Source organism: Lacrimispora sphenoides (genome assembly GCF_900105215.1).
Classification (GTDB): domain Bacteria; phylum Bacillota; class Clostridia; order Lachnospirales; family Lachnospiraceae; genus Lacrimispora; species Lacrimispora sphenoides_A.
This window is the reverse complement of record NZ_FOIP01000002.1, coordinates 455,403-468,839: the sequence shown is the minus strand read 5'-3', so window position 1 is coordinate 468,839 and position 13,437 is coordinate 455,403. Positions and strand designations below refer to the sequence as shown.

The 13,437-nt window shown below is 40.7% G+C and carries 12 protein-coding genes; 5 read left to right on the top strand and 7 right to left on the bottom strand.

Annotated elements, in window-relative coordinates:
* The first annotated feature begins 399 nt into the window (after nucleotides 1–399).
* Nucleotides 400–576: a hypothetical protein gene (locus BMW45_RS27985; RefSeq protein ID WP_166433424.1), complete on the top strand. Its 177-nt coding sequence runs from the start codon at nucleotides 400–402 to the stop codon at nucleotides 574–576.
* A gap of 310 nt (nucleotides 577–886) precedes the next feature.
* Here the strand turns inward: BMW45_RS27985 and BMW45_RS18985 are convergent, their stop codons facing one another.
* Nucleotides 887–1,744, bottom strand: a complete 858-nt coding sequence (locus BMW45_RS18985; protein ID WP_092247634.1) for a DUF6544 family protein — start codon at nucleotides 1,742–1,744, stop codon at nucleotides 887–889.
* A gap of 431 nt (nucleotides 1,745–2,175) precedes the next feature.
* Between BMW45_RS18985 and BMW45_RS18980 the strand changes: the two genes are divergently transcribed.
* The gene (locus BMW45_RS18980; protein WP_092247631.1) at nucleotides 2,176–2,631 is read left to right on the top strand and encodes a hypothetical protein; all 456 of its coding nucleotides are present in this window, start codon (nucleotides 2,176–2,178) and stop codon (nucleotides 2,629–2,631) included.
* Between the two features lie 408 nt (nucleotides 2,632–3,039).
* Here BMW45_RS18980 and BMW45_RS18975 read toward each other — a convergent pair whose 3' ends face one another.
* Nucleotides 3,040–3,285: a hypothetical protein gene (locus tag BMW45_RS18975; RefSeq protein ID WP_025232143.1), complete on the bottom strand. Its 246-nt coding sequence runs from the start codon at nucleotides 3,283–3,285 to the stop codon at nucleotides 3,040–3,042.
* A gap of 550 nt (nucleotides 3,286–3,835) precedes the next feature.
* On the opposite strand from BMW45_RS18975, the gene BMW45_RS18965 reads away from it, so the two are divergent.
* From BMW45_RS18965 to tnpA, 3 genes are all read left to right on the top strand, one after another.
* Nucleotides 3,836–4,198 (top strand): BlaI/MecI/CopY family transcriptional regulator, encoded by a 363-nt coding sequence (locus tag BMW45_RS18965; protein WP_025232141.1) that lies wholly within the window; start codon nucleotides 3,836–3,838, stop codon nucleotides 4,196–4,198.
* Between the two features lie 3 nt (nucleotides 4,199–4,201).
* Complete coding sequence (locus BMW45_RS18960; protein ID WP_092247624.1) at nucleotides 4,202–6,286, top strand: M56 family metallopeptidase; 2,085 nt, start codon at nucleotides 4,202–4,204, stop codon at nucleotides 6,284–6,286.
* 243 nt (nucleotides 6,287–6,529) lie between these two features.
* Entirely contained in the window at nucleotides 6,530–6,991 is a 462-nt protein-coding gene (gene tnpA / locus BMW45_RS18955; RefSeq protein ID WP_092247621.1) for an IS200/IS605 family transposase, read from the top strand.
* A 179-nt stretch (nucleotides 6,992–7,170) separates the two neighbouring features.
* On the opposite strand, the gene BMW45_RS18950 is transcribed toward tnpA, so the two are convergent.
* The 5 genes from BMW45_RS18950 to radA all read right to left on the bottom strand — a co-directional run bounded on the left by BMW45_RS18950 (nucleotide 7,171) and on the right by radA (nucleotide 13,353).
* A complete protein-coding gene (locus BMW45_RS18950; RefSeq protein ID WP_092247618.1) occupies nucleotides 7,171–7,779 on the bottom strand; it encodes a S8 family serine peptidase in 609 nt (202 codons plus the stop codon).
* A gap of 138 nt (nucleotides 7,780–7,917) precedes the next feature.
* Nucleotides 7,918–8,670: a MurR/RpiR family transcriptional regulator gene (locus BMW45_RS18945; protein WP_092247615.1), complete on the bottom strand. Its 753-nt coding sequence runs from the start codon at nucleotides 8,668–8,670 to the stop codon at nucleotides 7,918–7,920.
* Between the two features lie 153 nt (nucleotides 8,671–8,823).
* Complete coding sequence (locus BMW45_RS18940; RefSeq protein WP_025232138.1) at nucleotides 8,824–10,173, bottom strand: 6-phospho-alpha-glucosidase; 1,350 nt, start codon at nucleotides 10,171–10,173, stop codon at nucleotides 8,824–8,826.
* Between the two features lie 22 nt (nucleotides 10,174–10,195).
* On the bottom strand, nucleotides 10,196–11,743 hold the full coding sequence (locus BMW45_RS18935; RefSeq protein ID WP_092247612.1) for an alpha-glucoside-specific PTS transporter subunit IIBC: 1,548 nt from the start codon (nucleotides 11,741–11,743) through the stop codon (nucleotides 10,196–10,198).
* Nucleotides 11,744–11,955: 212 nt separating this feature from the next.
* On the bottom strand, nucleotides 11,956–13,353 hold the full coding sequence (radA, locus tag BMW45_RS18930) for a DNA repair protein RadA (protein WP_025232137.1): 1,398 nt from the start codon (nucleotides 13,351–13,353) through the stop codon (nucleotides 11,956–11,958).
* Nucleotides 13,354–13,437 lie beyond the last annotated feature (84 nt).

Genomic DNA, 13,437 nt, shown 5'->3' with positions numbered 1-13,437 from the left:
AATTAAAGATTACCCTATATCCAGCTAACTATCAATATTAAGTTTCCAATGTACAGTAATCCGTCAAATCCTCGTATAGTAGTGTTATCCCTTATGGGATGGCACTATTTTTTTCTTCGTCTTGCTTTCACGATTGACAGTAATCCACCTTCCGTTACTTCATTTCTGTTCTGCACTTCTTTGATAACCTTGTTATAAGGTTTACATAGGATTTCATGTACTTTCATAGTGTCGTAATCATATTTTTTCAGCAAGTTTTCAACATAATCAGTTGGGTAAGGATAGCCCACTGCAAATTTTTCAATCTATTTGTCATATCATTCACCTCGTGAAATTCCAACTTTTGTATATTATTTTTTGTTCTGCAGACACTACTAAAAAGCGAAAGGAGTATCAATCTTGAATAGCAAAGATAAATCTTCCAACAAACAGGGCAGTGCTACAGACAATAATACCAGTAATAAAAATGTTACCCATACAGATCATCGTTCGAAAACCGCATCAAATAGCGATTATATTGATCCATTTTATACTCCTCCGGGTGAAGGCCCTAAACCTAGAATTACATCCAATTAGGCATCATCCGGTAACGCAAGGGAGGTTTAAATCTCCCTTGTTATTCTTTGCATCATCTTAGCACCTGTTATGCATTCCTGGCAGATCTTACAGTGGGATCATATGGCCTTTTCATTCAGCTTCTTGTCGTGTACCATAGTTAGGTTTCTTTCTTCTGTAAATACAATTTTTACTGACTAAATTATTGCATAAAAAACTACTAACTAATATTGATAGTTAGTAGTTCACGATTACCATATTGAATTAGAATTTGATAGTTTCACATTTTGAGATAAAATAGAACCTATTACTGCGCTGTAAAATAATTTAGTCATAAAATTGCTTCATTAATTGAGTATAGAACCTCAATATGGTCGCTCACAAAATATGTATCGTCACCATCAGGGAGTCTCCAATTTACACTAACACTTCCCGGCTGAAAGTAACCATTCTGTTCTTTGTAATCAGAATAGGTTATATACCATGGTACCAGCGAACTGCCTTTCCCGTTTTTATCCATATATCGGTCATTGGTGTCAAAACGTATAATGTTGCCATTATTATCAAAAGTAAATCTTCCTCTAGCAATAACGCCCTTCCATGATATCTCACCTTCAATCGTGCAATTGTCAACGACTGTCCATGACACATATTCCTGTAAAAACAAGGACGGCATATATACTGCGTCTGCCAACGCCGTTATCAACTGACCTTGATCCATTTCTGCCCCAGTGGAACGGAAAAGCTCGAACTGTTTGGCAAGCATACCTATCATAGAGCCGAATCCGTCCAACACGCTGTCTTTGGCGTGCAATGGAATACCCGCAATTCTTCCTGTCAAAAATGCGTGTCGATCTGGTCTATTTACAAAATTAACCTGCATGAATTTAATTTTAATTGGCTTTTTACCTGCTGACATACGAAACCTAGTGTCATGAAAATGTATCAGCATGTTATCCATAAAAGGCTTTCCAATATAGCCCCCATTGATGATGTGCTGCCGGAGCAGAGCGGGCAGTTCAGCAACACACTCTTCAGTAAATATACTCTGTGTGCTTCTTTGACTGTTTGTTTCGGTCAAAGAACATTTTACATCTGTAAGATATTGCTTCCAAAGTCTGCCCCCAGGTATTGCTAAATACATCACTATGATTGCTAGCATAATCAAAACTATCGCTACCCAAAGCATATATTCCTCCTCTTATCTCTATAACAATTATACGATAAATTCGATTTTAAATTAATAATACAATAAACTCTTCCAACTATCAATATTAGTTTTTAATATACTATATTCTGTAAATACTAATTTCCCGGATATTTCTTTTATTTACGGGGACTATAATAGTGACCCATCTCGTGTATAAGCCTGAGTAACCTACCTTTTCGTTGCTTGGGCTTTTTCTCCCCAACAGATAGTGTAATCCATTTGCACCATATTTACCCTGGTTCTTCCAGTCAGGTTGGAAGCAGCTTGTTCACATATTTTATATAAACCAACTGCATCTTTAAATCTCATTTATATCCTTTCTTCCTATACTACGGTAAGTCCTAAAATAAAAAGCCAAGCTCTCTTAGAATAAATATTGCATATACTATATTAAAAACAGGTAATACAATATGAATGACACTAATTTTTTTGGCATAGGAGAAAATAAAAGCTTGATTATTCCTGCTCCTATTCAAACACAAATCAATGAATTTTCTAATATCCAAAACGATCAAATATCTATGAAAAATATAGTTATAAATTATCAGGGTGATAGAAACTTATTTGAATCTCCTGGCTATATAATATCGGGCTTAATAAACCCTCTTGATTTATATAATTTCATCGGAAGATGGGTTATTCTAATAACAGGACCGACAATAGACGGACCTTTTACGGCCAACCTTGTAAATATATTTCAAATCTTTCAGCCCAACACCACTCAACCCAACTATCCGTTTTACACATTTGTTGCTTTTACATGGCCTCCCATTATATCTCCTGGTATGCCTGCTCATTATCCTCTCAGACCTTTCTCGGAACTAACAACTTGGGCAATTTATTTTTATAACCCAGAGTATCTTTGAAAATCCAATTCTCTGGCCGGAATCGAAAACCCGGCCAATCTAAATTAGTACAACCTTTGTGTTTACTTTTCTAATGCTGCAGGGTTTAATCGCTGATACTTACTTCTGCTTTCCTTTCTCCGTTAAATACTCATAAAATGATTGATTCATTGGCAAAATTTAACTCGCTTATATTCTTCTGCGATTCAACCACTAATTTTTGCTTATCGGCTGGTTCAAAAAATCTTACCTCGCAAATGGTCTTTACTCACTGGTTTTATGGCCGACTTAACAATGAATATTCCTTCATGACATCTGACAGCGATACCTTTTTATGTTATATTATAACATTCAGCAGAAAAGCGCAAACATATGTTCTATATAAAAATATACCGAAAATCTTCATTACGAAGACTCTCGGTACAAAATTCAGCTACCCTGTTCAATTTCTGCTTTGGATATAAGTAATTCCTTTAATTCCGACAAGGACATGTTTTGTTCTTCTAGTATTGTTGATACTTCTTTAAATTCTTCTAACTTAATTTCTTCTTGTATTTGCTTCTCTTTTTCCTGAAGTGTTTTGATTGCAGCTTTGTATTGTTCTATTGAATCCTGTGTATCTTTTAGCTCATCTCTAAGTTTTACGAGTGGTGATTTGCGTACTCCACGGGGCATAATATCCTCTCCTTTACCTATAAATATTAACATGTAAATTATACCACATATTACCAAATCTATTCACTGGATAATCATGGTAAATAGATTCATCTACAAGTATACTTAATTAATATTGATATTTAAATACATTTGTATATAAATTTATTTGCATATAAAATATTTTGACTACAAAATTGAATACATGTGCGGATGAAATGTCTTTTCCTCCTTTATTTTTAACGTTTTGTGGAATATATATCCTTCTTCCCCTGCTTTTGTTAAGCCTTAAATTCCTTATTCTATATAGGATTTTTATCTCTTTCTTCTTTATATTGAAAATACTTGAAATTAAATCAAAATTAGAAATATGTTTTCCCCTTAACATTTTATATATTTATTAATTCTTTCAATACAGAAATTCCTGATCTTGGTGAATCATATATTCTCCATTTTATCAAAGGTAAATGTCTAATTTTCAAGTAGCACAAATATCTCTTGACAATCAGGTCTACTTGAAGTAAACTTCAGCTAAGGTTTACTTCAAGTAGATCAATAGGAGGATTGTCATATGATTGATTATAGATTGGCAGAAACGGAATCGAGATTCGCCGATTTGATTTGGGAAAATGAGCCGATTAATTCAACAGAGCTAGTCCGGCTGTCAGAGGAAGTTATGCAGTGGAAAAAATCTACCACATACACCATCCTGAAGCGGTTATGCGACAGGGGGATTTTCAAAAACGAGGGTGCAGTCGTTACGTCAGCGTTAAGCCGTGATGAGTTTTATGCGGGTCAGAGCCGCCGCTATATCGAGGATACGTTCGGCGGTAGTCTGCCACGTTTTCTTACTTCGTTTATTGGCGGTAAAAGGTTATCCAACAAGCAGGCGGAGGAACTTGTGCGCCTAATTAACGAACACAAGGGGGATTAAGATATGGAAAGGATTTTTCTGTCAGTCCTCAATATGAGCCTGACGGCAAGTTTTGTTATCGCCGCAATTATCTTAGCGCGGATACCGCTTAAAAGAGCTCCGAAGATAATCTCCTATGCGCTGTGGGCAGTGGCTGGGTTTCGGCTCGTATTCCCGTTTACTTTGGAGGGCGCGTTCAGTTTGCTCCCATTCAACTCCACACCTATCCCGCAGGACATCGCAGTGCAAGCTGTTCCGCGCATTGACAGTGGGATAACCGTAATCGACAAAGCCGTAAGCGCCGCGTTACCTGCTGCCACACCCGTCACAAGTATAAACCCATTGCAGACATGGATTTTTATCGGTACTTGCATTTGGCTTCTCGGCATTGCCTTTATGCTTATTTACAGTTTTGTATCAATCGCTGTGTTAAAACGCAGACTTCGCAGCGCGACGCTTATGGAAGGAAATCTTTATGAAGCCGAAAACCTTAAAACACCGCTTGTAATCGGGATTCTCAAACCGAAGATTTACATTCCGGCAGGACTGACCGACGAGGAACATTGCTTTATCGTCCTTCATGAGCGGACGCACATCAGGCGTCACGACCACGCGGTAAAAATGTTCGCGTATCTTGTGCTCTGCCTGCATTGGTTTAATCCGCTGGCGTGGGCTGCGTTTGTTCTGATGGGTGCGGATATGGAAATGTCCTGCGATGAATGCGTGATACGCAGACTTGGCGGGGAGATTAAAAGCGCATATTCGTTGTCGCTCGTCCGTGTAGCGTCAGGGCATAAAATCTTGAACGGAAGTCCCCTTGCGTTCGGGGAGGGCGGTATGAAAGAGAGGATAAAGAACGTGCTGAATTTCAAAAAGCCGTCGAAGGTGATTATTACGCTTGCCATTGTGCTTGTAGCGGTGATGAGCGCTGGGTTTGCGGTGAATCGCACTACGGATGGAAGCATTTTAGATCTGATAATACCAATGTCTATGCACAATATCGCGAAAGAGCCACACTTTGCCGGAACGGTAACCGAAGTGAACGATAATACCATCCTTGTGATCGTCGAGGAGGGCGAGGAGGTGCGCAGGAACAGCGATTTGATAAGTGTCTCTCTCAATATGAAATTAAGAGATAGCATAACCCATTTTAATGTCGGTGATAGAGTTATTGTCTATTATAACGGTGAAATCGCGGAGTCCTATCCGGCGCAGATAAATAACGTTTACGCGATTGTTTTGACAAGCCCTGATATGAGAATAATTATGGACGATATCTATGCACTTTCTGCAATGCGGACACCTTATGTGGGCAATAACAGCGAGGTCGGAAAAATCATAGGCGAGCTGCCAAGTATTGACAGAGAGTATACACAACAGTTTTTTTCAATTGGTGACGATTACGGAACTGGCCGTGCGCCCTATACACTCACTATTTACTATGAACCTAACGATTCAGAAACGTCCGCTATAGGGAATATAACAGTTACGCCTAAGAACTCCGTACTATTATTCGTGCTGATTGATAATCTTGAGGAAGTGAATATTGCTTTTCGTGAAACGCCGAGTGACGGCGGGCTTGACAAGGAGGAATACACTTCACGAGCAACGTACAGCAAGGAGGATATATCCGAATATCTTGAATCTATCGGGCTTGGTTGGGAAGATTTTCGGAACAACTGGAATCTTTCAATTGAAAAGATGTTCTCTGGAAGCGCCTCCGATATTACAGGCTTAGGTACAATACCAGTCATGGTAACGGAACCGAATATTGTGGACGGGAGCGTTATCAGAATTGTGGATTTTGAAATCGGAGATAGCTGCTCTTTGTATATCGAAGTTCTTGCTCCTAAAGGTAATATGGTTGAAAATAGCGGCGAGACATCATATGAAGTGGTCAGTAACACGAAATTAATACTTCCTGCTGACGTTTTGGTTAGTTACATTGATTATGAAAGCAGCACAGGCACAAACGGTAAAAAGCTCATCAGTTACTTGAATCAAGGTGGCAGTTACTTCAAAGAACCGACAATTGCAAAGTTAATTGTCCATACTGATGAAAGCGGCAATAATATAACAGAACTGACAGAGGTTTATGAACCGTTATAGAAACTGTAATTTGAGAGCAAATTGACTATGCAGAAAATACTGTGCAATAGGTTTCCATGGGGAAAGATCATTTTTTCGGTCTTTCCCCTTTGTTATGGGTCGTGACCCTGTTGAGCTCGCGAAGCGTGCGAAATATCAACCACCCGCTATGCGGGTGCGCGGTGTTTGTTATACAAAAAAATCACCTTTCCGTTATAATGAGGTTGTTCAAGCCAATTTATAACGAGAGGAAAGGTGATTTTAATGGCCAATAAGGCAAACAGTTTAGCACACACCAAATGGATGTGTAAGTATCACATAGTGTTCACACCAAAGTACAGGAGAAAAATAATTTACAACCAGTACAAGGAGAGCATCAGAGATATTTTGAAACAGCTATGTGGATACAAAGGCGTAGAGATATTGGAAGGGCATGTAATGCCCGACCATGTCCATATGCTAGTAAGTATTCCGCCTAAACTTAGTGTATCACAATTTATGGGATACCTCAAAGGAAAAAGTGCGCTAATGATTTTCGATCAGCACGCAAACTTAAAGTATAAGTTTGGAAATCGGCATTTTGGGGCAGAGGGATATTATGTGAGCACAGTTGGACTTAACGAGGCAACTATAAAGAAATATATCCAGGAACAAGAAAGTCACGATGTTGCAATGGATAAATTAAGCGTCAAAGAGTATGAAGACCCTTTTAAGGGTAGCCGGTAGTACAAATGCCCTTTCAAGGGCTGCGACGAGTCAAGGGCGTTAAGGCTTGAACAAAGTGAAAGCCAGCGTCTTTAGGCGCTGGCCGGTAACAGAGGCTTATAGCCTCAGAGCAAACCACCCGTTTGACGGGTGGTCATGATTTGGATTATAATGCGGATTCCGATCATGTCAAGAAGAGCTTAAATCCTTGTAAGCCGTTCAAACAAAGCATTAATATCAATTTGACCATATCCCCATACAATATTAGGATAGGTGGTTGTACTAGGGCGCCGCGCTCCTCGAATAAGCAGACGGTTCACATCGATTCCCGTAATACTTGTATAATTTCCTCTTGAAACTGCCCATTCAAAGGCCATAGCGATAATCCCCGCCGCATGGGCTGCTGCAGTTCCGCTTCCAGTGATGCTTCCATACTGGTTTCCCGGAAATGCACAGGTAAGCTGGTATCCCGGTGCCGCTATATCTGGCTTCATAAACCCTGTCCTTGTATAGCCTCTTCCTGACTCCGGCAGTATGCTGTTACTGAATTGATTGTAAGCGGTGACGGTAAACTGAACCGTTCCGACACCAGATCTTTCAAGGCTTACCGTAGAACTTAAGGTAGCAATGGAAGGAAATGCATTATAAGGGTAAACTCCTAAATCACAAGGTTTCACAGGATTATTGGGAACATGGGCTAACGAATTTCTTATATTCATATGCGTTATATTATCTCCGGTATCATAGTACGGAATCATGATGTTACTAATTATTAGGTCATAATAGTTATCGTCTAATATTTTATTCATGATCAGTTCTCCTCATCTACAGCAATGGCGCATATGATATAATTTATGCAATGAGAGTCCCGTTAAGAATTGGCATATCCACAACTGCCGGAGAGGAAGGAAACAGCATAAGAAATGCGGCCAGCAATGTGGCCGCAACTATCCTTCACTCACCTCAATATAACTCAAAAACACATACTCAATAACAGTTAAAAAGTTAACAAAGGAATTATGATATAGGTGTTCACCAATCTTAACAGGACTGCTGACAGCATACAGGCTGTAATCACTCATACCCGCCAGTAAATTACTTTGAAGATTTGTAATGGAAACGATCTTCACTTTCTTCAAATGAAGCAATTGCAAAGTATCCTTTATTTTCTGCACATTCCCGGACAAAGATATCACAATTACTAAATCCTCAGGCCCCAGATTCATTGACAGCATACAAAGCTCATCACTTGCACCTACATGATAGATATATTTATTCATCTGCATAAACAAACGCTGCATTTCCATTGCACAATGGCGCTGGGCCTGTCCCGTACCATAAACAACAACATTTTGGGACTTATGAATTTCCTTTGCTATGGCTGACAGATTCGCAGAGGATTCTATCTGCTGGCACGTATTTAAGAAATCGCTTCTTATGTCTGATTTGATATCCTTATCATTCCCTTTTACATGTTCTTTCTTCTCCCATTTCAGATAGTTCTTAAATTCACTGTATCCGGAAAATCCCAGCTTCTGGGTTAATCTTAAAATCGTGCTTTTCGATGTATTGCATTCGTTTGCCAGGTCTTCAATACTCATTTCAGAAATTTTATATACAATCGACATGATAATAGAAAGACTTTGAATGTCTGATTCATTTAATTTATCATAATTTTTATTAATCGCTTCAATCAGCATGATGCCACCTCAATTTCGTATTTCTTTCATAGTATCATATCCCGGGCAAAAAATATACCACCGATATCCGGCTCTGACATAAGAAAAATGACAGAAAGACTCTGTCATTTTCCAATAAACGATATAAACGATCCACACTTTTACAAGTTCATCTTACTTCAGTTCCGGCCAATATTCCTTATTTACTTCATATAGATCATCTAAAATCTGTTTTGCAACCGTAACACTTGGAACCGTTTTGGACAGCGCAATCGCCTGCCATAATTTCTGATAAGAACCTTCCATCCAGGCATCTACCACCAGTTTCTCAACCGCTGCCTGCTCTTCCATCATACCCTTCTGGAAGGTGGGTATGGTACCAACGGACAAAGGCTGAGGCCCTGAGGAAGTCACCAGACAAGGTACTTCTACCATTGCTGTTTTATCAAAGTTTTCAATAACTCCATTGTTTTCAACAATCAGAAGCATTCTGGCATAAGTATTGAACTTTAATGCCGTTGCCAGATCCACAATATAGGAAGCATGTTCATCCAAAGATAATTCATCGCCTTCAAACGCATTGTTCTTAGCAATCTCGCGGCATGCTGTGAAAACCTCTTTTTCCCTTGTATCCATGACCTGGTTTGCCCTTGTGTAATTAATATCTGAATGCTTTACAACCGTATCCGGTAAAAGATAATACTTCAAATACGTATTGGGCAGGGTATCCGGATCAATTGCATAAATGTCTTTTGCCATACGGTAGGTTTCATTCCAGCTGGAATCTCCATGCTGCTTTGCCTCATCTGCATCTGACGGAATAAAATATCCCATTTCTTTCACATGTTTTTTTAACTCAGGCATCAGGTCTTTTCCATCCCTGCTTCTTACGCCATACCACCAGCCAAAATGATTGAGTCCATAATACTGAGTAATAATATCACTTCGTTTCTCATAGCCTAAAATCTTTAGCATATTATTTTCAATGCTGATGGGCATATCACAAATATTAAGAATCTTTGATTTCGGCCGCAGCCTTCTGGTGGCTTCTGCTACGATAGCAGCCGGATTGGAATAGTTTAACAGCCATGCATCCGGCGAATATTTTTCCATGTAATCAACCAATTCTAAAACACCCTGAATGGAGCGCATTCCATATGCAATTCCGCCGGGACCGCATGTTTCCTGGCCGACAACCCCGTATTTTAAGGGAATCTTTTCATCAAGCTCCCGCATTTTGTATTTACCAACACGAATGTGTGCCATAACAAAGTCAACATCAGTGAATGCTTCCTCAGGATCACAGGTTGCCAGAAACTCAATCTCCGGATGCTTCTTATGAATAATGATCTCACATGCATCTGCAATTACCTTCTGCCTTTGTGGGTCATTATCATAAAACTTAATCTTTCTTAAGGGAAAGCGGTCTAAATGTTCCAATAACATGAGTATGATTCCCGGGGTGTAGGTGCTTCCGCCGCCGGCAATAACAACTGAACTTTTTTCTAATTCTGTATTTAACATTTTATCCACCTCTTTTATTCATTTATAACAGTTTTTCAAATTCATTTTTTACATTTTCTACATCAAAACCAATGATGACCTGAATTGCTTTCCCTTTACGGACAACGCCTTTTGCATTATATTTCTTAAAATCCTCATCTGCAGCAACAAGGCTTTCATCTTTTATACTGAGGCGCAATCTTGTCATACAATTTGTAACGCTTTCGATATTTTCCTTCCCTCCCAAAGACTGTAAAAAGCCAACGGCTTCGTCATGAAAGACACTGGATGCAGATCCGGTCTGCTTTCCTAATTCTACTTCACTGCCCATATCCTTTTCTCTGCCGGGAGTCATAATATTGAATTTCTTTATCGCCCAGTAAAATACCACAAAATAGATAACAGAGAAGATTAAGCCGATCACAATATGAGTAATAACTTCTCCCATATGATTCTTCATCATCGGCATCCAGTTATAGGTAATGTAATCCATGAGTCCGCCGCCTTGATAACCAACGACCCCAAACATGTACAAAACAGTGGAGAGCAAAGCAGCAAGAACCGCACCTACTGCAAACAGCATGGGTGATATAAATAAGAATGTAAATTCAATAGGCTCAGTAATACCGCATAATACTGCAGGGATCGTAGCAGAAATCAGCATCGCTGCAACTTTCTTTCTATTTTCCGGACGGGCTGTTTTATACATAGCAAACGCTATGGCAGGCATTCCCCAGACGGCACAGTTTCCATATAATGCAAATCCGCCGGTAGGAAATAATTCCTTTAAGGGAGCTGTGGAAGCAGCGTATTCATTTACATTGGCCATCCAGTGTGTCCAGTTGCCATCTGCAATGACTGCAGGACCTAAATCAAACGGCGTCCATAAGAAATGATGCAAGCCGGTAGGAAGTGTTATACGTTCTAAAAAGGTAAACAGGAATACGCCTAAATTACCGGACTTTGATAAGAATTCCTGCAATCCTAAAATAGCGGATTGAACGCCAGGCCATACAACGCACACAGCAAAAGCCATTGGTATCATGAAAACAAATCCTATAATGACAATTAAGGCTGAACCTTGAAAAGAGCTTATTAAGCTGGGAAGCTTCTTATCATACCAGCGGTTGTGGATCCATACGGCAATGGCTGCAATCATAATGGCTCCAATCACGCTCATATCCATGGTTTTAATTCCAGCAACCATTGTAAGTCCGCTTGTACCGCCTATTTCCTGGGCAAAATCCACATGGAACATGGTATCACCAAAGAATGTAAGCAGGGATTGAATAAAGTAGTTAAAAATAATATAGATTACAAAAGATTCCATCGCCGCACGCCCTGCTGCCTTTTTAGCCAGGCCAATGGGCAATGAAATTACAAATAATAATGGAAGCTGATTAAAAATTGCATATCCCCCATCGTACATCATGGACCAAAATTTATACCAGAGCGTAGTGTCTGCTGCTAATGCCCCCATAATATCTGCATTCATGAAAATGGTCGAGAATCCGATGATAATACCGGCAAATGGCATAAGCATTACGGGTGCCATCATCGCTCCTCCAAACCGCTGCAGTTTCTCCATCATAATAATATCCTCCTATAGGTAAATGTGATTTTTCGCGAAAATCTTCATCCGTAAATAACATATCATACAGGCATGTAAAAAAATAGCCTTGCAAGCACTTTCGGCACAAGGTAAGGACATCTGTTATTTTTCCCATTATTGCGGGAAATTTCTCAATTATTTATGGAGAACGTAATATCGCTAAATAAATAAGGGTGAAGCCTTAAATGGCTTCACCCCATAACTCTCACAATCGCCTCTCTTACATTCGTGACTCCAATCAGCCGCATCCCTTCCACCTTCCCCATCTTTCCCAGGGAAATCTCCGGCAGCACGCAGGTGTTAAATCCCAGCTTCTTTGCCTCATTCACTCTCTGCTGTGCCATGGACACGGCCCGCACCTCTCCTGCCAGTCCCACTTCTCCAAAGATAATGGTTTTCGGATCTACGGCCTTGTCCTTCATACTGGACACAATTGCCATTATAATCGCTAAGTCTAAGGCCGGCTCATTCATACGCAGACCGCCCGTAATATTCACATAAGCATCAAAATGGGACAGGTCATAATGGCATCGCTTTTCCAAAACAGCCATCAAAAGATTCACCCGGTTATAATCCGTACCAGCCGCAGTACGCCTTGGCATACCGAAAGCCGTTGGGGTGACCAGAGCCTGAACCTCCAGCAGCATGGGCCTGGTGCCTTCCATGGAACAGGCTACCACTGCACCGGAGGCATCCTCCGGCCTTCCGCTGAGCATATATTCCGAAGGATTCTTCACCTCGGAAAGCCCGCTTTCTACCATTTCAAAAACGCCGATCTCGTTGGTGGATCCAAAACGGTTTTTCACTCCCCGGATAATCCGGTAAGAAGCGCTTCGGTCTCCTTCAAAATACAAAACCGTATCAACCATATGCTCTAAGACTCTGGGACCGGCCACCACGCCTTCTTTTGTCACATGGCCTACGATAAATATGGCGATTCCCGCCCCCTTGGCGATCTGCATCAGGATATTGGTGGATTCCCTTACCTGGCTGACACTTCCCGGGGCGGAAGAGATTTCTTCCCGGAACATAGTCTGTATGGAATCAATGATTACCACATCTGGCTTTTCCTCTTCAATGGCACTTTCAATCAACTCCAGGCTGGTTTCACAAAGGAATAACAAATCCCCCTTCACTTCCCCGATTCTGTTTGCCCGCAGCTTAATCTGTTTTAGGGATTCTTCTCCTGATATGTAAAGCACCTTCCTGCTGTCGGCCGCCAGATTGCGGCAAACCTGTAAAAGCAGGGTGGATTTTCCAATGCCTGGATCACCGCCTACCAGCACGAGTGAGCCTTTGACAACGCCGCCGCCTAAAACCCGGTCCAGCTCCTCATATCCGGTCTTCATCCGGTCCTGCTCGTCTAACTGAATATCAGACAAACGGGAGGGCTTGGCATTCAGGAAATGATTTCCTGCGGTCCCGTCCCCTTTTCCACTGATTCCCCGCTTAGCAGCTGGCTCCTTTTTCCCGGAAGGCTCCTCCACAAATGTATTCCATTCTTTACAGGCCGGGCACTGTCCCAGCCACTTTGCCGATTCAAATCCGCATTCCTTGCAGAAAAATGCGGTTGTCTTTCCCTTTGCCATGGGAATTTCCTCCTATTTGCCAAAGGAATATGCAGGCATATTCGTCCGGCTCATTACTCATGCAAAAAATCTGGGCCCGGCTCT

What these genes read in the sequence shown, in the direction of transcription:
- BMW45_RS18965 (WP_025232141.1), top strand. Translation starts at nt 3,836, where the DNA reads ATGATTGATTATAGATTGGCAGAAACGGAATCGAGATTCGCCGATTTG.
- BMW45_RS18985 (WP_092247634.1), bottom strand. Translation starts at nt 1,744, where the DNA reads ATGCTTTGGGTAGCGATAGTTTTGATTATGCTAGCAATCATAGTGATG.
- BMW45_RS18940 (WP_025232138.1), bottom strand. Translation starts at nt 10,173, where the DNA reads ATGTTAAATACAGAATTAGAAAAAAGTTCAGTTGTTATTGCCGGCGGC.
- BMW45_RS18945 (WP_092247615.1), bottom strand. Translation starts at nt 8,670, where the DNA reads ATGCTGATTGAAGCGATTAATAAAAATTATGATAAATTAAATGAATCA.
- BMW45_RS18935 (WP_092247612.1), bottom strand. Translation starts at nt 11,743, where the DNA reads ATGATGGAGAAACTGCAGCGGTTTGGAGGAGCGATGATGGCACCCGTA.
- radA (WP_025232137.1), bottom strand. Translation starts at nt 13,353, where the DNA reads ATGGCAAAGGGAAAGACAACCGCATTTTTCTGCAAGGAATGCGGATTT.
- BMW45_RS18950 (WP_092247618.1), bottom strand. Translation starts at nt 7,779, where the DNA reads ATGAATAAAATATTAGACGATAACTATTATGACCTAATAATTAGTAAC.
- BMW45_RS18980 (WP_092247631.1), top strand. Translation starts at nt 2,176, where the DNA reads ATGAATGACACTAATTTTTTTGGCATAGGAGAAAATAAAAGCTTGATT.
- tnpA (WP_092247621.1), top strand. Translation starts at nt 6,530, where the DNA reads ATGGCCAATAAGGCAAACAGTTTAGCACACACCAAATGGATGTGTAAG.
- BMW45_RS18960 (WP_092247624.1), top strand. Translation starts at nt 4,202, where the DNA reads ATGGAAAGGATTTTTCTGTCAGTCCTCAATATGAGCCTGACGGCAAGT.
- BMW45_RS18975 (WP_025232143.1), bottom strand. Translation starts at nt 3,285, where the DNA reads ATGCCCCGTGGAGTACGCAAATCACCACTCGTAAAACTTAGAGATGAG.